Annotated in this window: 19 protein-coding genes; 9 read left to right on the forward strand and 10 right to left on the reverse strand. The window is 62.8% G+C overall.

The genetic code is table 11. The features are described from left to right. Positions 1 to 117: 117 nt before the first annotated feature. The 3 genes from serC (at position 118) to FEZ60_RS05870 (ending at position 3493) form a co-directional block, all read left to right on the forward strand. Positions 118 to 1245: a phosphoserine transaminase gene (serC, locus tag FEZ60_RS05860; RefSeq protein ID WP_033234102.1), complete on the forward strand. Its 1128-nt coding sequence runs from the start codon at positions 118 to 120 to the stop codon at positions 1243 to 1245. 190 nt (positions 1246 to 1435) lie between these two features. Further along, a complete protein-coding gene (gene sepH / locus FEZ60_RS05865) occupies positions 1436 to 2410 on the forward strand; it encodes a septation protein SepH (RefSeq protein WP_095888373.1) in 975 nt (324 codons plus the stop codon). Positions 2411 to 2500: 90 nt separating this feature from the next. After that, positions 2501 to 3493, forward strand: a complete 993-nt coding sequence (locus FEZ60_RS05870) for a hypothetical protein (RefSeq protein WP_072782607.1) — start codon at positions 2501 to 2503, stop codon at positions 3491 to 3493. Between the two features lie 4 nt (positions 3494 to 3497). Here the strand turns inward: FEZ60_RS05870 and FEZ60_RS05875 are convergent, their stop codons facing one another. The 3 genes from FEZ60_RS05875 to FEZ60_RS05885 are packed head-to-tail and all read right to left on the reverse strand — an operon-like array spanning position 3498 to position 5195. After that, entirely contained in the window at positions 3498 to 3752 is a 255-nt protein-coding gene (locus tag FEZ60_RS05875) for a DUF2537 domain-containing protein (protein WP_172935731.1), read from the reverse strand. Beyond that, on the reverse strand, positions 3752 to 4558 hold the full coding sequence (locus FEZ60_RS05880; protein WP_045069787.1) for an RNA methyltransferase: 807 nt from the start codon (positions 4556 to 4558) through the stop codon (positions 3752 to 3754). Before FEZ60_RS05880 ends, FEZ60_RS05875 begins: the two co-directional genes overlap by 1 nt. Before the next feature lie 31 nt (positions 4559 to 4589). Further along, positions 4590 to 5195 carry a TetR/AcrR family transcriptional regulator gene (locus tag FEZ60_RS05885; protein ID WP_080711726.1) on the reverse strand — a complete coding sequence of 202 codons (606 nt, stop codon included), beginning with the start codon at positions 5193 to 5195 and terminating at the stop codon, positions 4590 to 4592. A gap of 70 nt (positions 5196 to 5265) precedes the next feature. Between FEZ60_RS05885 and FEZ60_RS05890 the strand changes: the two genes are divergently transcribed. After that, positions 5266 to 5814 (forward strand): hypothetical protein, encoded by a 549-nt coding sequence (locus FEZ60_RS05890; RefSeq protein WP_033234098.1) that lies wholly within the window; start codon positions 5266 to 5268, stop codon positions 5812 to 5814. Here the strand turns inward: FEZ60_RS05890 and FEZ60_RS05895 are convergent. From FEZ60_RS05895 to FEZ60_RS05905, 3 genes are all read right to left on the reverse strand, one after another. Further along, complete coding sequence (locus FEZ60_RS05895) at positions 5798 to 7105, reverse strand: MFS transporter (protein ID WP_095888700.1); 1308 nt, start codon at positions 7103 to 7105, stop codon at positions 5798 to 5800. The two genes, FEZ60_RS05890 and FEZ60_RS05895, sit on opposite strands and share 17 nt — an antisense overlap. A gap of 90 nt (positions 7106 to 7195) precedes the next feature. Next, a complete protein-coding gene (locus FEZ60_RS05900) occupies positions 7196 to 7627 on the reverse strand; it encodes a MarR family transcriptional regulator (protein WP_033234097.1) in 432 nt (143 codons plus the stop codon). 63 nt (positions 7628 to 7690) lie between these two features. Further along, positions 7691 to 9145: an NCS2 family permease gene (locus FEZ60_RS05905; RefSeq protein WP_033234096.1), complete on the reverse strand. Its 1455-nt coding sequence runs from the start codon at positions 9143 to 9145 to the stop codon at positions 7691 to 7693. Positions 9146 to 9260: 115 nt separating this feature from the next. Between FEZ60_RS05905 and FEZ60_RS05910 the strand changes: the two genes are divergently transcribed. After that, positions 9261 to 9515: a DUF2530 domain-containing protein gene (locus FEZ60_RS05910; RefSeq protein WP_033234095.1), complete on the forward strand. Its 255-nt coding sequence runs from the start codon at positions 9261 to 9263 to the stop codon at positions 9513 to 9515. 7 nt (positions 9516 to 9522) lie between these two features. Here FEZ60_RS05910 and FEZ60_RS05915 read toward each other — a convergent pair whose 3' ends face one another. From FEZ60_RS05915 to FEZ60_RS05925, 3 genes are all read right to left on the reverse strand, one after another. Beyond that, positions 9523 to 10077, reverse strand: coding sequence for a phosphatase PAP2 family protein (locus FEZ60_RS05915; RefSeq protein WP_033234094.1), 555 nt, complete (start codon positions 10075 to 10077; stop codon positions 9523 to 9525). Positions 10078 to 10087: 10 nt separating this feature from the next. Continuing rightward, complete coding sequence (locus tag FEZ60_RS05920) at positions 10088 to 12760, reverse strand: ATP-binding protein (protein WP_172935973.1); 2673 nt, start codon at positions 12758 to 12760, stop codon at positions 10088 to 10090. Between the two features lie 68 nt (positions 12761 to 12828). Next, positions 12829 to 13641 carry a DUF3027 domain-containing protein gene (locus FEZ60_RS05925; protein ID WP_033234092.1) on the reverse strand — a complete coding sequence of 271 codons (813 nt, stop codon included), beginning with the start codon at positions 13639 to 13641 and terminating at the stop codon, positions 12829 to 12831. Between the two features lie 38 nt (positions 13642 to 13679). Between FEZ60_RS05925 and FEZ60_RS05930 the strand changes: the two genes are divergently transcribed. The 3 genes from FEZ60_RS05930 to FEZ60_RS05940 all read left to right on the forward strand — a co-directional run bounded on the left by FEZ60_RS05930 (position 13680) and on the right by FEZ60_RS05940 (position 16749). Beyond that, the gene (locus FEZ60_RS05930; protein ID WP_172935732.1) at positions 13680 to 14516 is read left to right on the forward strand and encodes a glutaminyl-peptide cyclotransferase; all 837 of its coding nucleotides are present in this window, start codon (positions 13680 to 13682) and stop codon (positions 14514 to 14516) included. A 71-nt stretch (positions 14517 to 14587) separates the two neighbouring features. Next, the gene (locus tag FEZ60_RS05935) at positions 14588 to 16261 is read left to right on the forward strand and encodes an MFS transporter (protein WP_172935733.1); all 1674 of its coding nucleotides are present in this window, start codon (positions 14588 to 14590) and stop codon (positions 16259 to 16261) included. A 2-nt stretch (positions 16262 to 16263) separates the two neighbouring features. Beyond that, positions 16264 to 16749, forward strand: coding sequence for a DUF2771 domain-containing protein (locus FEZ60_RS05940; RefSeq protein WP_033234362.1), 486 nt, complete (start codon positions 16264 to 16266; stop codon positions 16747 to 16749). 67 nt (positions 16750 to 16816) lie between these two features. On the opposite strand, the gene FEZ60_RS05945 is transcribed toward FEZ60_RS05940, so the two are convergent. Continuing rightward, complete coding sequence (locus FEZ60_RS05945; protein ID WP_165826321.1) at positions 16817 to 17230, reverse strand: cold-shock protein; 414 nt, start codon at positions 17228 to 17230, stop codon at positions 16817 to 16819. A gap of 234 nt (positions 17231 to 17464) precedes the next feature. Here FEZ60_RS05945 and FEZ60_RS05950 point away from each other — a divergent pair, with 234 nt between their 5' ends. Continuing rightward, positions 17465 to 17692, forward strand: coding sequence for a membrane protein (locus FEZ60_RS05950; RefSeq protein WP_033234089.1), 228 nt, complete (start codon positions 17465 to 17467; stop codon positions 17690 to 17692). The last annotated feature ends 2 nt before the right edge of the window (positions 17693 to 17694 follow it).

Consider the following 17694-nt stretch of genomic DNA (forward strand, 5'->3'; position numbering starts at 1 on the left):
TTGCGGACCCACGAAGCGTTTCGACACTCGCCGCAGCACCTCGACCGTCCACTACGACACCGCAGCCGTCTAAACTAACCCGGCAAAGGTTCCTCGACGTTTAGGACGCACTGACCAATGGCTGACGCTACCGCCCCGATCATCCCCGCCGATCTCAAGCCCGCTGACGGACGCTTCGGCTGCGGTCCTTCCAAGGTTCGCCCCGAGCAGCTGCAGTCCCTGGTCGACGTGGGCGCTTCGGTCTTCGGCACCAGCCACCGCCAGAAGCCGGTCAAGAACGTTGTCGCCAGCGTTCGTTCCGGTCTCGCCGACCTGTTCTCCCTCCCCGAGGGATACGAGGTTGTCCTCGGCAACGGCGGAACCACCGCGTTCTGGGATGCCGCTGCATTCGGCCTCATCCGCGAGAAGTCGCTGCACCTGACCAACGGCGAGTTCAGCTCCAAGTTCGCTTCGGTCGCCAAGGCCAACCCGTTCATCGGTGACCCGATCGTCGTCTCCGCTGATCCGGGCAGCGCACCGGCACCGGTCTCCGACCCGTCTGTCGACCTCATCGGCTGGGCACACAACGAGACCTCGACCGGTGTTGCGATCCCCGTCTCCCGCCCCGCCGGTTCTGAGAACGCCCTGATCGCCATCGACGCCACCTCGGGCGCCGGCGGACTGCCCGTCAACGTCGCTGATTCGGACATCTACTACTTCGCTCCGCAGAAGTGCTTTGCATCGGACGGTGGGCTGTGGATCGCACTGATGAGCCCGGCCGCCCTCGAGCGTGTCGCAGAGATCAAGGATTCGGGACGCTGGACCCCCGACTTCCTGTCCTTACCCATCGCCGTGGACAACAGCTCCAAGGATCAGACGTACAACACTCCGGCACTGGCAACGCTGCTGCTCTTCGCCAACCAGATCGAGTGGATGAACAGCAACGGAGGCCTCGACTGGGCCACCGCACGCACCGCCGACTCGTCCTCACGCCTGTACAACTGGGCCGAGGCCAGCGAGTTCGCAACGCCGTTCGTCGCTGATCCGGCACACCGCTCGCAGGTTGTCGGCACCATCGACTTCAACGACGACGTCGACGCAGCCGAGGTTGCAAAGATCCTGCGCGCCAACGGAATTGTCGACACCGAGCCGTACCGCAAGCTCGGCCGCAACCAGTTGCGCGTCGGCATGTTCCCGGCCATCGACCCCGAAGATGTCACCGCTCTCACCAAGAGTATCGACTGGGTCGTCTCGCAGCTCGGCTGAGCCACGCCTGTAGTTCTCGTATCACGCCGCCGGCCTCGACTCCATCCGCGAGTCGAGGCCGGCGGCGTGATTGCGTTGATATCCGTACGCGACCGGTCTGCCGGGAGTGTCCTGCCGGGCTGGTCATCACAAATGAATTACAGTTGACTGCGGCGCAAAGTCGCGAGCCGGCGCGATAAGGGAGGTCAATGTGCGAGAGCTTCGAGTGATCGGACTTGAACCCGATGGATCGCATGTGGTGTGCGCCGACGCCGAAACCGGCCAAAAATTTCGACTCCCTGCCGACGACAAACTGCGCGCAGCGTGCCGGGGTGATGTAGCTCGACTCGGCCAGATCGAGATCGAAAACGAAAGCCAGCTCCGCCCCCGCGAAATCCAGGCCCGTATCCGATCCGGCGCTTCCGTCCAGCAGGTCGCCAAGGAAGCCGGCATCCCGGTCAGCAAGGTCGAGCGCTACGCATACCCCGTCCTTCTCGAACGCTCCCGAGCAGCAGAAATGGCGCAGGGTGGGCACCCGATCCGTGACAACGGACCCACCGTGCCGACGCTCGCAGAAATCGTGACTCACGCATTTCGTGCCCGCGGCCACACCATCGACGACGCCACGTGGGATGCCTGGCGCGACGAGGACAATCACTGGGTGGCTCAGCTGCAATGGCAGGCCGGGCGCAGCACCAACGCCGCACATTGGCGCTATCAGCCGGACGCGCACGGTGGAACCATCGTCGCGCTCGACGACACTGCATTCGACTTGATCGATCCGGATTTCGGCCGCCCACTGCGCGGTCTGGCACCGGTGGTCTTCGAGCGTCCCGAACTGTCACGGATCGATAACAACTTCGAACCGGACGAAGAAGTCAACCCTGAAGCCGAGACTCACGACGCTGTCACGGTTGTCACCGAAATACCCCCAGTCGCGGAAATCCCGGCTCGGGTAGACACTCCGACTAGCGTAGAGACGCCGGCTCGCATGGAGACTCCGACGGTCAAGGCAGAGGTCGAAGCCGAGCCCGAGCCGCAGATAGAAGAAGAAACCCCGGAACCTGCCGAAGACGTCACGCCCAAGGCAGCGCCGCAACAATCGTCGACCAAGGACAAGCGCGGAAAGCCCGCCCTTCCGTCATGGGACGACGTTCTCCTCGGTGTGCGTAGCAGCGGCCGCTGACGCTCCCGCCCGGAGCGGACCGGAGGCAAGATTACCGGCCGATTCGTCGTATTCTTCTAAGCAGCGAGGGTTCAGGAGAGAGGGCGATCGGTGGCTGCACGTGTATCAACAATTTGGTTTGTCGACAACAATGACGTTCGCGCTGAACTGAGTTTGTACCCGCAGCCCGACCAGGCCGCGGCACTCGCGATCGCGCAGCGACTACACCCCGGCAAAGAGTTCGAGTCTCTCGGCCCACACCCGCTGTCGATCGCTGCGACCGTACAACCCGGCTATCTCTTCATCGGCACCTACGAGAACATCAGCGTCGTCGCCAGCGCAGAGTTGAGCGCGTGCCTTCCGTCGGAACTTCCTGAGTCCTGGCTACTTTCGCCGCACGCGCCGCTCACCTTCCTGGTCAGCTCGTCACCCGACCGCGCGCAAGGGTCCTTTGCCATCTGGGAAAACGGCCAACTGCGACGCTCGTTCAGCGCACTCCCGATCGACATCGTCGAGAACATCGGCATCCCACAGACTTGGGAGTTGCCCTACTGGTCGGGCAAGCACCCCTTGCGTTACCCCCCAGGCATTTTGCCCGATCCGCAAGCACTGCCGTTCCACCCCCAGCAGTTCGCCGAGGCCGCCAACGCGGAATGGCTGGGATTCCGATACACGGGTGCGCCGCACGAGGGCGATCTCGACAAGACTCAAATCCTGTTGTGGGGATTCAAGATTCACCAGAAGTCGGAAGCCCCGAAGGCGACGGTGCCGACAACCGAGCAGCCTGAGCAGGCTGAGCAGGCGCAGCAGGCAAAGCCCAAGCCTCCAGCACCAGAGCCAGTTGAGATCCCACAATCAGCTCCGACACCCGTTCCGCCGGCAAAACCGGTTGCTGTTGCGCCCGAACCAGATCCACCGATAACAGAACCGAAGGCAAGGGAACCGAAGCCCCCGACACCCGTCGCAGCTGAGCCCCCTCAACCTGATTTCACCGACGCGCCGGAAGTCCCCCGGGCTCAAATTCCTGAGGCTCCAACTGCTGAGGCTCCAACTCCCGAGCCGAAGAAGCGAAGCCGACTGGCCCGATACTTCGGCTTCCACTGAGTACTCAGGCGATCGCGGCTATCCACCCCAACGGAATGCCTACTACCGCACCGTAAACCACCCATCGCCAGATGGGGACGGCCCGCCACCGCCACACGGTGGGAGCCAAGCCGGCCACCGCGATGACGTTGACCGCAACGGCAAGAAACACGTTGACGTGTGCCAGGCCCTGACTGAACGCGCCTACCGCGGCAGTGGACAGCATTGCGGCAAAAATCGATACCACAACACCGGTGAACCAGGGAGTTCCGGTCGGCATTACTGCCGGGTCCTGACTCGTTCATAGAAGGCCATTGCGGCGGCGGTCGCGACATTGAGTGAATCCGTACCCGGCGCCATGGGGATTTTTGCGCGAATATCCGTCGCACGCATGGCATGTTCGGTCAGGCCAGGACCTTCGGCGCCGAGCAACAGGGCTACCTTGTCTCCGGTCATCGCTTCGGCCAGTGTCACGGCCTCCGGATTGGGCGTTAGCGAGATGAGCTGAAACCCGTTGCTGCGCAGCTCTTCCAGGTCGTAGGGCCACTTCTCGACATGGGCAAACGGAACTCGCAGTACGTGCCCCATGGACACGCGGACCGAGCGGCGGTACAGCGGATCGGCGCAGCCCTTTCCGAAAAGTACGGCGTCGACTCCGAGTCCCGCGGCGTTGCGAAACATCGAGCCGAGGTTTTCGTGATCGTTGACGCCTTCGAGAATGGCAATTGTTCGGGCGTCCTGCAGGATGTCCGAGACAGCCAGCGGCGTCGGCCTGGCAGCTGCGGCAAGCACTCCACGGTTGAGATGGAATCCGACCACTTCTGCCATCACCTCCGCACTGGTTCGATAGAAGGGAACATCAACACCGTCGAGGTCCTCGGCAAGTTCCTGCAGTCGGCGATCGACTCCGAGGAGACTGATCGGCTCGAAACGCGAGGTCAGCAGTCGCTGGGTGACAAATACCCCCTCCGCGATGACCAAACCCTTTCCTTCGGGGAGGTCGGGTCGGCGATCGGAGGAGTTGAGATCGCGAAAGTCATCCAACCGGGAATCGGCTGGATCTGAGATATCGATGACGTGAACCACGGCTTCTATGGTGCCGTATCGGATGCCGTCCTCAGTCACTGCTCCCGGCTGCGGTGATCAGCGAATCGAAATGGGCGTCGAGCACTTCGGTGATTGCGGCCGGGTTCACCCTCTCCGGATTGTTGACACCGTGCGCGGCAAGCCCGTCGACCAGCGCGTGCAGGCGCATTGCTTCGCTGTCGATGGAACTGCCGGACCGAAGAAAACCTGAATCACTCAACGCCTCGACGAACTGGCGGAAGTGCCCGAACAGAGTTCGATCCGTCCGCTCCCGGACCACCGCCAAGTCCGGTTCTGTTCGCGATGCCGCGGCGAATGCCTCCCAGACCTGCATCTCTTCGCGGCGGTCGGCGTCGAGGGGAACAAATTGTTCGGCAAATTGCCGTATCGCCCGCCTGATGTCGGGATCGAACTCGATGCCTGCGATTCGATTCTCGACGCGGACGGAAACCAATTCCATGGCAAAGAGCAAGAGCTCGGATTGAGTCGCGAAGAAGTGGCGCAGGGAGCCCGTGGACATGCCCGCCTCGTCGGCGACGGTACGGACACTGGCGGCGGCCATTCCGTCGCGTCTGATCACACGCCAGACAGCTTCCGCGATCTGTTCACGGCGCTCTTCGGAACTGGGTCGTTTCACCACTTCACAAAATTAACACAGCTGTGCTAGTTTCCAATTACTAACACAGTCGTACTAGAAACGAGTTCCCATGATCGTCACACTCATCGTTGCCTGCGAGATCATGTTCTGGGTTTTCATCGCCGCAGGATTGACTGCTCGCTACCTGTTCCGGAAACCCGGCGTCGGCGCTGGCCTCTTGATCTGCGCTCCCCTGGTCGACGTCGTACTTCTGGTCGCCACAGCCCTCGATCTGCGCGGCGGCGGGCAGGCAAACGCCAGCCACGGACTGGCGGCCGCCTACATCGGTGTATCCATTGCGTTCGGGCACAGCCTCATCTCGTGGGCCGACGCGCGATTCGCCTACCGATTTGCCGGTGGACCGAAGCCCGTCGCGCCTCCGAAATACGGGACGCCGCGAGCGATCCGAGAGTGGCGTGAATTCGGGAAAGCAGCATTGGCCTGGGCCATCTCGTGCGCCCTGCTCACCGCCGCGATCGTCCTTGTCGGCGACGCCTCTCGCACCGACGCACTGAGCAGTTGGGTCCGCACACTCACCGTGGTTCTCGCAGTGTGGGGCGCAATCGCCCTCAGCTACACCGTTTTCCCGAAGAGAGAAAAGCTCACGGTGCGCGGTTAGCTTCCACCGCTTGCTCGGTCGCATCACAGACGACGGCAGGACGCAGGTCGAACACCGGCAGGCGTCCGCCGTCGTCGGGCATTTTCAACCGAAGTTTGAGGCCTTCGCTGCGCAGGAGATATACCCCCGCCAGGGAGGCGGACACCAGCGAGATCGCGCCACCGATGATCAACGGTGCCCGCGGATCGACGGCGTCGGCCAACCAGCCCAGCATCGGACTGCCCAGTGGGGTGCCACCGAGGAAGCTGAGCATGTAGATACCCATCACCCGCCCCCGCATCTCCGACGGCACCGACATCTGCAGGATGTTCATCGCCGACGTCGTGAAGGTCAGTGTCAGTGCGCCGGTGGGAATCAGCATCAACGCCACCAGCGGGTAGGTGGGCATCAATCCGACAGCAATTTCGAAGAGACCGAACGCCGCTGCCGCGCTGAGGAACGTTCGCAGGCGCGGAGCGTCCTTGCGTCTGGCTGCATACGCGGCGCCGGCCAAGGTACCCACAGCGAGTGTGGTGGAGAGCAATCCGTAGGCGTCGGCGCCGCGATCGAACGTGGTACGCGCCATCACCGCGAGGCTGATCGGAAAGTTCAGGCCGAACGTCGAGACCATGAAAACCGACACCATGATGACCCGCAGGTCCTTACGGCCCCACACGTATCGGAATCCGTCACGCACCTGCCCCTTGGCACGCGGCGTGGGTTCCGACGGGATCAATTCCTTCGCATTCATCAGCGCCAATGCGACAAGCACACCACCGAATGTCGCAACGTTGAGCAGGAAAACCCAACCCGTACCGATCAGATTGATCAGCACCCCGGAAATGGCCGGACCGATAATGCGTGCGGTGTTGAAAGTCATGGAGTTCAACGCAATTGCGTTGGACAGATGCTCTTTACCCACCATTTCGATGGTGAACGACTGGCGTACAGGCGCATCCACCGCCGATACACAGCCAAGGGCAAACGCGATCAGATACACGTGCCACAGAGCAACAAACCCGCCGACGTCCAGGACACCCATCACCAGGGCACACAACGCGCTCGCCCACTGCGTGAAGATGAGAATGCGCCGCTTGTCGTACCGGTCGGCGAGGACACCGCCCCACACCGAGAGGAACAGCGTCGGTCCGAACTGCAATGCCATGACGATGCCGACTGCCAGTGCATTACCGTCGGACAGCGTCAGAACCAGCCAGTCCTGAGCGATGCGTTGCATCCACGTTCCGACCAGGGACACGATCTGCCCGGACGCCCAGAGACGGTAGTTTCGGTTGCGGAGTGCGGCAAACATGCCGGATTCGGGGTCACGGGGCACTACCCCATCTTGCTCCTGCGATCATTCGCGTGAGCAACTACCTCACCGCGACACCATGGAAAGCGGTTATTCGGAGGCGCTGACGATCTTTGTGATGATCTCGACAGCACCGCGAAGTGTTGCCAGATCTTCGGCGCTCAAGTCGGAAAGTCGCTCGTTCATCCAAGCCTCACGCGCGTGGGTCTCGTCAGCGAGTAGCGCATTACCTGCGTCGGACAAGCTCACGATGATCTGACGACCGTCCGTGGGATGGGGTGAACGCTGCACCAACCCCAGTTCTGCGAGGGACGCCACCACCCTGGTCATCGACGGCGGCTGCACCTTCTCACGCGCCGCGAGTGCACCTGGGGTCATTGGTCCCTCTTGCGAGAGTGTCGCCACAGCCGAGAGCTGTGTCAGGGATACCTGCGCGTCGGCCCGTCGTCCTCGCAGATGCCTGCTCAGACGCACAACCGCCAATGACAGATCACTGGCGAGCGCTCGAGTTTCGGTGGTCACGCGAGAACAATACGTCAACAACTGGCCGGTAGCCGGGTTATCGGTTACCAGCCAGTTGCAGGTTTACGTCAGTGCGTCGGTAATCGGCCCGACAGTGAAGTACGCGACGAACAGTGCCGCAACGATCCACAGCAACGGGTGGATCTTCTTGGCACCGCCGGTAGCAGCGTGCAGAACCACCCAGGAGATGAATCCGACGCCGATGCCGTTGGCGATCGAGTAGGTGAACGGCATCACGATCATCGTCAGGAACGCGGGAAGCGCAACCGAGAACTGCGTGAAGTCGATGTCTCGGACCTGACCGATCATCAGTGCGCCGACGATGACGAGGGCCGGCGCTGCGGCTTCGATCGGCACCACCGAATACAGCGGTGTCAGGAACATCGCGACCAGGAACAGTAGACCCGTCACAACATTTGCCAGGCCGGTCCGAGCGCCTTCCGCGATACCAGACGCCGACTCCACGAACACCGTGTTCGACGACGCAGACGCGCCACCACCGACGATGGCACCGGCGCCTTCCACGACGAGCGCCTTACCCACATTGGGGAGGTTGCCGTCCTTGTCCGTCAATCCGGCTTCCTTGCCGAGTCCCGTCATCGTGCCCATGGCGTCGAAGAAGTTCGCGAGAACGAGTGTGAACACGAGCAGGCTGGCTGCCAGAACACCGATTCGGGTGAACGCGCCGAAGAGACTGAAGTCCCCGACCAGGCTCAGGTCGGGCATGCCACCGAACATGTCGGGGATCGCGGGAACGCTGAGGTTCCAGCCCTTGGGGTTGGTTCCGAGCGACGGTCCGACCTCTGCAACCGCTTCGATGATCGCAGCCAGGATGGTCGTGGCGATGATGCCGATGAGCAGGCCACCACGAACCTTGCGCACCACGAGCACACCCATGATGAGAACACCGAAGATGAAGACCGCAGTCGGCCACGACGCGATGGAACCGTTGATACCGAGCCCGACGGGGACCGTCGTACCTGCGGCGTCGGGGATCCGACGGACGAATCCGGCGTCGACCAGACCGATGAACGCGATGAACATGCCGATACCGGCGGCAATGGCCGATTTGAGTGCATTGGGAATCGCGTTGAACACGGCGGTCCGGAAACCGGTGAGCGCCAACACGACGATGATGATGCCGTCGATGACCACCAGGCCCATGGCTTCCGGCCACGTGACCTGCGGGGCGATCGTGACGGCGAGCAGGCTGTTGATACCGAGGCCGGCCGCGATCGCAAACGGATAGTTCGCGATGATGCCGAACGCGATGCTCATCAGACCGGCAACCAGGGCGGTGACCGCAGCCACCTGGTTGACCGGCAGAATGTTTCCGAGGACGTCGGTCTTTGCGACGGCGTCATCCGCCGAGAAGCTACCGAGGATCAGCGGGTTGAGAACCACGATGTACGCCATCGCGACAAACGAGACAACACCGCCGCGAACCTCCGTGGAGATCGTTGATCCGCGTTCACTGATCTTGAAATACGTATCGAGAATTTTCCCGGGTGCCGCCATCTTTTTCCCATCGCTGTCATAGGTCGCCGGTGTTCTTGCGCCGCCGTGTGCCGGCGTACGAAGGCCGGTCGCATAAGGGAGAGTAGGGCACAGGGGTACGGGTAGCGTTAATTTTGTGAACGAGACGCCCAACACAACAACCGTTATCGACCGTTTGTCCGCACCGGCGCCGGCTCTCGTCGTCGGCACGCTGGCGTGGGTGGTCGTGACAGCCGTGGTCCTCCTCAGCGGTGATCGCTGGTCGGGAGCACTGCCCATCTGTTACGCCGGGATCGGCGTCGGATTCCTCGGCTACAGCCTCTTCTGGCTCCAACGCCGCGCTGCCCGCCGAGGCCGTCGAGGTGCCCAACAGGGCGCCGGACTGCTCTGAGAAGCGATCAGACCGGCTGTGGTTCGCGGCGGCGCTGTCGCGAGCGAGAGGTTCCCAGGATCCACACACCCGCCCAGATGACACCGAACGCCCACCCTGCCAGGACGTCCGTCATCCAGTGCGCCGCGAGGTAGACGCGGGAAAACCCGACAGCGACGGTGTACAGCGCGAGCGAAACAAGCATCGTGACTCGAACGAGCGACGGCAACGTCAGCCGAACGATCACAGCAGCCACCACCGTCGCAAGAATTGCCGTCATCATGGCGTGCCCGGACGGGAAAGAGTACGAGTCGATCTCGATCAGGCGCTCCGGAACCGGTGGACGGGTTCGCGTGAAAATACGCTTCAACCCACTCATCACCAGCAGTCCGGTCAGCATGGAGCCCGCCACGAGGAGAGCGTCGATGCGCCGACCGCGCATCAACAAGGTGATCGTCAGGACCGTCGAGATGATCCAGGCGGCCAAGGTTCCACCGCTGTCGGTGATGACATCCACCACATCCACAAGCCACGGCGTCCGTTGGTCGACTGCAGAATCAAGTACCCACTGATCGAACGACACTGTTCCCCCCTCATATCCCCTGCGCAGCTGCCCACACACGCATCACGTGATGGATACCGTCACCGTCCACCCACCACGGCACACTCACCGTGGCCTCCACGGCGCCGGTCAACCGGACGGAGAGTTCGTGATGAATCACTACCTCGCCGCCGGGTACTTCCCGTCCGAGCGCCGCAAACATCAGGACCGCGTGCGGCTGCGCCGCCCATGAGCTTCGCACGCCCGTGCTCACGACCTGACCGCCTACGACAGACGATGCCGTCGCGACATCGAGCAAATCCGCCAATGCTTCCGCCGTCTCGAAGCTACCCAGAACAATTCGCTGTGTCGGCAATGCCGGACCGAGCCACGGCCGATCGAGAACCAATGCATCACCGGGGTCGACAAGTTCACCGGACAGCCCACGAACGAAGCTCGGCAAGCTCAACTCGTCCAGATCGAGGACGCGCCGCCGCGAAGCGTCGGCCAGCAAGTGGTGGGTTCGGGCGATGACGGCCGGTGCGGGCATGCGCAGTGGATCCGCGAGCCGATCGAGCAACAGCTGAGCCAGTTCCGGATCGTCGACGGTATCGGACGCCAAGACGGAGCTCAGATACTCGCTGCCAGGATGGTCGGCGACATCGAGGAGATCCTCGAACGTGCGATCGTGTGGTGCGCGCAGCAAACCCAGTATCTCGCCGCCCAATTCGGCGTGCGAGCGCAGCCACCACGCCGTGTATCCCCGACGGTCCTCGAGCAGGGTTCTCGTTGCCGGTGACTCCAGCAGCAGGGTCAGCGCATCTGCCCATCGGTTCTCGTCGACCAGGTCGAGGTCACGGACCGCCTCGATGTACTCGGGGTCCTCCCCCAACGTGTCCCACCACTGACCCTCGGAATCGAGATCGTGATCGGGTCCGGACGGCAACTCCTCACGAAACACGGTGAAACCCCAGCCGACGCCGACGACGCGCAGGGCCTGCTCCCCCACCTGTTCGACAAAGCTCGGCTGCACTGTGCCAAAAGGTGAGTCGTCGACCAGGACAGTCGCCAGTGGTGCGCCGGGCAGGAGCAACTGGTCCGCGGAGCACAGCTCTCCGTCCGAATCCGGTAGCAGCACTTCGCCGATCCATGACGGCGCGGCGCCAGGCGCGACATGCGCGGCGAGCGAAAGAACCGTCGACGCCAATTCCGTTGCTACGGAATCATCTTGGTCGGCAGCATCCTCGATCAGCGCGCGCAACGCCGGGTCGGACAACAGATCCGTCGCCGTCGCGCTCGTTGCGCCCAAACGCGAGAGCAGGGGGTGCGATGCCTGCGGGTGTACAAGCCGGGTCCAGGGCACCGGCGGCACCGAATCGCCGAGTTCGGTACCGAGAACCACCGTTCGCGGACCGGTGACAATTCGTCCGTCCGACAGCGGAACCGGTAGCGTACCAAGCTCTTCCACCGCCAGAGCATCGACGACCAACGGCTCGAGCGCCGCGTACAGCCGGTACCACCACGACGGCTCCTGATCGAGTCCGCTGAGCAGTTCCGCGATGCGCGCCAACCCGATCCGATGTGTCGACACCGCCGCCAAAGCCCGCTCATGGCGAGGTCCGGAAAGTTCGGGAACAACCAATCCGCCGATGACGTCGGTGAGCAATTCCGCCAAATCGTCGGTGAGACCAGGAACAACCGATGCCCGCTGCGGCGCCCGGTCAGGTTCCCCCACAACCGGAAGCCAGGCGTTTTCCTGAAGTTCCTTCAGAAGCGCTTCCCGCAGAAGGGAATCCACTTCACTTCGCGCAAAAGCCGGAACGGGCACAAGCGCTGTGCGCTGATCAGTCGGCAACGCACCGACAAAGTTCGCGTAGCCCTCGGCCAGCGCGGCAATCGACGCGCCTGGCAGTATCCGTCGCCGATCCGGTTGCATTGCAATATCCGCGACGACAAGCGCCGGGACGGACAACTCCTCGTCGGATCGCGTCGGCGCCCGCAGTACGTCTTCGGCGACCGGTGCGACTACTCCGTTTTTCACCGGAACTATCCAGCGGGCCTTGGCACTCTGGTACTGCCACCACACCTGCGTGCCGATCGAGATTTCGATCAGCCCGGAGTCCAGTAGACGCTCGGTACGCTCAAAGATTTTGTTGCCCAGCCGAATAGACGTCAAACCCGGTAGCTCGAGGAGCAGATCCACGGCTTCACGTGCCATCCGAGACAACAGGGCGCCGCCGTCGACGTCGTCGCGGAGCGTGAGCACTACCTCGGAATCGGCACCGGCGCGTGGCGACGCCTCCGACGGCCACACCAGACGCAGGGCCGGCACTCCCGACTCCGGAACCTTCAGACCGGCCTTCTCGATCTCGCTTCGAGTTTCCTTGGCGGAGAATCGAATCGAACCCGAAGTCGACCGCAGCTCGAGCTCGTCACTGACCGAACGAACGGCGGAAAATCCGACGCCGTAGCGCCCGACAACACCATCGGTGGAATCGATCTTGCCCGAAGCACGAAGAGCAGTCAGTGCATGAACACCGTCCTCGTCGAGCGGTCGACCGGTATTGGCAACAGTCAGCACCGAACCGTCGAGATCAACCCACAAGGAACCAGGCGCCCCGGCCCGCAGCGCCGCGTCGGCAGCGTTCTGTGCCAGTTCTGTGAGCAACCTGTCGCGGTAACCCGCTGCAGCCAAATCCGATTCAGTGGCCGCGTCCTCGCGCAGACGCGTCGGCGATTCCGCCCACGCGCGCAGCGTGGCGTCGCGGAGCGCGCCGGTCCCGAACGGATCCCCTACTCGGTGGATACCGAACCCGAATCTTCGGTGCCCGCGGCAGACGTGCTCGACATCTCGACGGCTCCGTCGTCGTAGGCGTCGAAAGCCGGAGAGCCGGCGCCGAGCGGAAGGCTGGTGTCGGAATGCGCGCCGCAGCCGTAACTCGCGTGGACGACGCGGCCGTCAGCGGACAGTTCGTTGCCACACACGCCGAACGCGGCGTGCAACGAACCTGCCAGCGGAAGATAGAAGCCGCACAGCCCACAGGTCGACGGCGCTGCCTTCGCCATGTCGGAGTCTGGTCCGAACTCTCCCTCGGACCATCGCGTAGCCGCGTCGAGCCGGCCCTCGAGGCTCATGACCTTCTTGCGTCCTAAACCCAGTTCCAAGGCGACGTCGTCGACCTCCGGGTCGCCGTTGGCGACGTAGCCGGGAACCAGTCGCGGATCCTGCGCCGGCGGAGCCAGCAGGTCGCCTGGCGACAGGTCTCCGGGACGAATCCGCTGATCCCATGGAAGCCACTCGGGCGCAACCAGTGCGTCCGGTCCGGGTAGCAACGCCAGCTCGCTGATGGTGGCGCGAGTATCGTCTGGACCTGCGGCAACAACAACAGCCCACTGCCACCCGCGGTAGCCGGGAAGGTCTGCTGCAAAACGATGGGTAGCGGCGAATTCATCCTCCGACGTGACGCCGAGGTATGCACCGACTCCGCCTTCGCGCAGCTCTACTACAGCTGCTCGGGCAAGATCGACGGCATCGGCCAGTACGGGGCGCGGCACTGCACGCTCAGGAGAAGTAGCAACACTCACTCCTCCAGTTTGCCGCACCACCACAAGTACGCAACGCACAGGGCTGCGATGCTGGACGGATGAGTAGGTCACGCGCCGGTTTCGTCAGCATCGCCTCAGCGCTCGCAGTGATCACATCGGGTGTTGCGGGGTGCTCGACAACGGATGAGGGAACGCCCGATTCCGGGGCCGACAACTTTCCTCGACAGCTCTCCGCCGAGGTGATCGAGGTCTACGACCACGACGGCGGAGCCTTCACCCAGGGGCTCGAGATCGACGGAGACAGACTGTACGAAAGCACCGGGCGCATCGGAGAATCGTGGGTGCGCTCGACGCAGTTCGACGGCACCCCGGTCTCCGGACCCGATATTGCCCGCGCCGAGTTGCCGCCGCCACTGTTCGGTGAGGGCATCACCGTGATCGGGGACGACCTGTGGCAATTGACGTGGAAGAACGGCGTCGCGATTGTCCGCGACAAGGACACTCTCACCGAGCGCGGCCGATTTCCGCTCACCACCGAGGGCTGGGGGATCTGTGCATTCGAGAATCAGTTGGTCACCAGCGACGGCACGTCGACGCTGATGTTCCGCGATCCGGACACATTTGCGGTCACCGATTCGGTGGAGGTCACTCGCGGCGGTCAGCCGGTCGCAGATCTGAACGAACTGGAATGCGCCGACGACGGAACCATCTACGCAAACGTCTGGCAGACCGACACAATCGTTGCGATCGATCCAGCTGACGGGCACGTGAGCGGCGTGATCGATGCATCACCGCTGCGCAGCCGCCTTGATACCAACGGATCCGCCAACCCGGTCGACGTCCTCAACGGAATCGCCCAGATACCCGGAACCGACCGTTTTCTCCTGACCGGAAAGTATTGGCCACAGATCTTCGAAGTTCGATTTGTCGAGTGATTTCCAACTTTCCCCTCGACTCGTCAGGGGTGTGCGTGGTCGCAGATCACGGACTAGGACAGAATTGAGTAGTGACCGGACCGCGCGAACCCTACGACCCCGATACCCGGCGAATTCCCGACGAATCCGCAGGGCAGACTTTGCATCCCGGTTACGACAATTACCCACCGGCGACGCGGCCGTCGGCGCGTCGCGCGCCGTTACCTCCGCTTCACCCGATCCCCGGCTCCCGTGACGACGCCGGCGATGGTGACGAGGCCAGAAGTTCGGGCTCGAAGAGCAGTTCCGACGCGCCCAAAGCCCCGCCAATGCCCCGCAAGCTCACGGTCACGCGAGTGGCCGCGATGCGCAGCCGGGAACTGACGAACAAGGGCATCGCTACGTTCCAGCGCGCCGCAAAAGCCGACGGCGCGGACAAGTCCGGCCTCACCGCGTTGACGTACGCGGTGATGACCAACAACGCGACCGACGCGGCACTCGCGGTGGCCTTGGCAAATACCCTGTTCTTTTCCGCTGCCACTGGCGAGGACAAAACGAAGGTCGCGCTCTATCTCCTGATCACCATCGCTCCGTTTGCGGTTATCGCTCCCCTCATCGGACCGATGCTCGACCGATTGCAGCGGGGCCGCCGAATCGCACTGGCGGCGTCGTTCGGACTTCGTACCGTGCTGGCGCTGATCCTCGTGTTCAACTTCGACAGTTGGATTCTGTATCCGGCTGCCCTCGGCATGATGGTGCTCAGTAAATCGTTCTCGGTACTCAAGAGTGCGGTGACTCCACGTGTACTGCCACCGGAAATAGACCTGGTCAGGGTCAATTCGCGGCTCACCGTGTTCGGGTTGATCGGTGGAACCATCGGTGCGGGCGCTGTGGCCGGCGCACTCGCACTCGCCTTCAAATCGCCTGGTGCCCTCTGGTTCGCCGTGGTCGTGACGGTGTTCGGCGCCTACCTGAGCATGCGCATTCCGTCGTGGGTCGAGGTGACCGAAGGCGAAGTTCCCGCCACCATCACCTATCACCCGGACGAACAACACACAGGCGGCGGACGCGCTTCGGGCATCAAGAGCGCAAAAGTGCGTCAGCCGCTCGGACGCGCGGTCATCATCGGGCTGTGGGGCAACGGCACCATTCGCGTTCTCACCGGCTTCCTCACGTTGTACATAGCGTTTGTCGCCAAATCCAAAACGGACCACGAGCCGTTGCAGCAAGCAATGATGCTCGGCCTGGTCGGCGCTGCCGCAGGGCTGGGCAACTTCGGTGGCAATGCTGCCGGTGCGCGACTCAAACTGGGGCGACCGGCCCTCGTCGTCCTTCGGTGCACCGCGTCGGTGTGGATCATCGCCGTCATCGCGGCTTTGACCGACAACTTGCTGACGGCCGCGCTCGCGACACTGATCGCGTCCGCGGCGAGCGCCTTGGCCAAGGTCTCTCTTGACGCGTCGCTGCAGCACGATCTGCCCGAGGAATCTATTGCGTCCGGTTTCGGTAGATCCGAAACCGTCCTCCAGCTCAGTTGGGTGCTGGGCGGGGCGTTGGGCGTTCTGCTGCCTACTGAATACTGGATCGGGTTCACTGTTGTCTCGGTGTTCTTGACGATCGGTCTGCTGCAGACGTTCCTGAGTTACCGAGGCAGCTCACTTCTGCCCGGGCTCGGTGGCAAGCGGCCTGATCTGGCCGAGCAAGAAGTGACCGAAGTGATCTACACCGGCAAATCCGATCGAGGACAAGGAAGTACTCCGCAGTGATCATGCGCGCAAGAACAAAGAAGATCGTGGCAGCGGTCAGTGTCCTGATGGTGGTGGCGCTGGTTGCCTACGTCTCGGTTCTGGTCGTGATCATCAAGAACATCAACGACGAGCCCGATGGGCTCCCGCAGATCACCGCGTACGCGCACGGTCGCACCATCGAGACTCAGCCTGCCGGGTTCTGCACGATCGACCTGTCACAGTGCGCGCAGATCGGCGATGTGTACGAACTCGACGTGCCCGAGGGATACCCGTTGCAGTTGTCGTTGTCGAAGGAAGTCTCGGACGCCGAGTGGGCGATGCTGGCAGTCTACGAAGACGCCGACGGCAATCAGACCGGTGAGCCTCGCTTCTTCGGGGCCGGTGAATCGTTGGCAGTCACCGTCGAAGCCGAACCCGAGAAGCAACTGGTGGGAGTGGAGATCCACCTTGCTGTCGGCGAAGGTAGCGAGCAGGGGCTACTGATCTGGTCGATCAAGACAGCCTGACCGCTGACATACAAAATGCCCTGCACGTCCCGAGAGGAGTGCAGGGCATTTTCTTGTCTCGTACCGATCAGCTGTCGAGCTCACGCGCCACGGCGCGGACAACCTCGGAGATCCGCTGCGCGGTCTTGCGGTCGGGGTACTTGCCGTTGCGCAGGTCAGGCTGAACCTTGGCCTCGAGCAGCGTGATCATGTCTTCGACCATGCCGTGCAGTTCGTCCGGGGTGTGCTTGCGGACAACCGGCTCACGTCGCTGCGCCGATGCGCCGCGCAGCGACGGGGCAGGCTCGAGCACCTTCAGACTCAGCGCCTGCGGACCGCGTCGACCGGCAGCCATACCGAATTCGACTTTCTGGCCTGCTTTCAGACCCTCCACACCTTCGGGAAGGGCAGACGCACGTACATAGACATCCTCCCCCTCCTCCTGCGACAGAAAGCCGAAACCCTTTTCGACGTCGTACCACTTCACCTTGCCGGTTGGCACCGCGTTCACCCGCTCATCACTCGTCTGGGACTGGCGTCCCACTACTTTCGGAAGGCTCGCGTACGAGCCTCGATGGTCCTGCTCGCATCACCCCGGACGAAGTAAACGACTCCGGTCGAAGAATGCAAAAGAACGCGCCCCGAACTTGCTTGACGGGACGCGCAGTCGCCTCACAGTCTACCTGTGACGAACCGGTCTCGGCACCCACGTTTGCTGGGCACTACCCTTGTAGATGTGGACACTCAACCGAACCCGAGCACTTCCGGCACCGGAAACGGCTTGTTTCGAGTCGCGATGGGGTTGTTTTTCATCGGACTCCTCGCACTCGTCGCCATCTTCGCGATCAACATCTTCAGCGACACACCGCCGGGGTTGGCGCTGTACTTGATCTCCTTGGCGTGTCCGGTCGGTTTTCTGCTGGCCATCGTCTACACCTTGAGGGCGGGTCGTCGCGCCCGCTGATC

Source organism: Rhodococcus sp. MS16, assembly GCF_013277795.1.
GTDB lineage: Bacteria > Actinomycetota > Actinomycetes > Mycobacteriales > Mycobacteriaceae > Rhodococcus_F > Rhodococcus_F globerula.

What these genes read in the sequence shown, in the direction of transcription:
- serC (WP_033234102.1), top strand. Translation starts at nt 118, where the DNA reads ATGGCTGACGCTACCGCCCCGATCATCCCCGCCGATCTCAAGCCCGCT.
- FEZ60_RS05875 (WP_172935731.1), bottom strand. Translation starts at nt 3,752, where the DNA reads ATGCCGACCGGAACTCCCTGGTTCACCGGTGTTGTGGTATCGATTTTT.
- FEZ60_RS05890 (WP_033234098.1), top strand. Translation starts at nt 5,266, where the DNA reads ATGATCGTCACACTCATCGTTGCCTGCGAGATCATGTTCTGGGTTTTC.
- FEZ60_RS05895 (WP_095888700.1), bottom strand. Translation starts at nt 7,105, where the DNA reads ATGTTTGCCGCACTCCGCAACCGAAACTACCGTCTCTGGGCGTCCGGG.
- FEZ60_RS05905 (WP_033234096.1), bottom strand. Translation starts at nt 9,145, where the DNA reads ATGGCGGCACCCGGGAAAATTCTCGATACGTATTTCAAGATCAGTGAA.
- FEZ60_RS05930 (WP_172935732.1), top strand. Translation starts at nt 13,680, where the DNA reads ATGAGTAGGTCACGCGCCGGTTTCGTCAGCATCGCCTCAGCGCTCGCA.
- FEZ60_RS05940 (WP_033234362.1), top strand. Translation starts at nt 16,264, where the DNA reads ATGCGCGCAAGAACAAAGAAGATCGTGGCAGCGGTCAGTGTCCTGATG.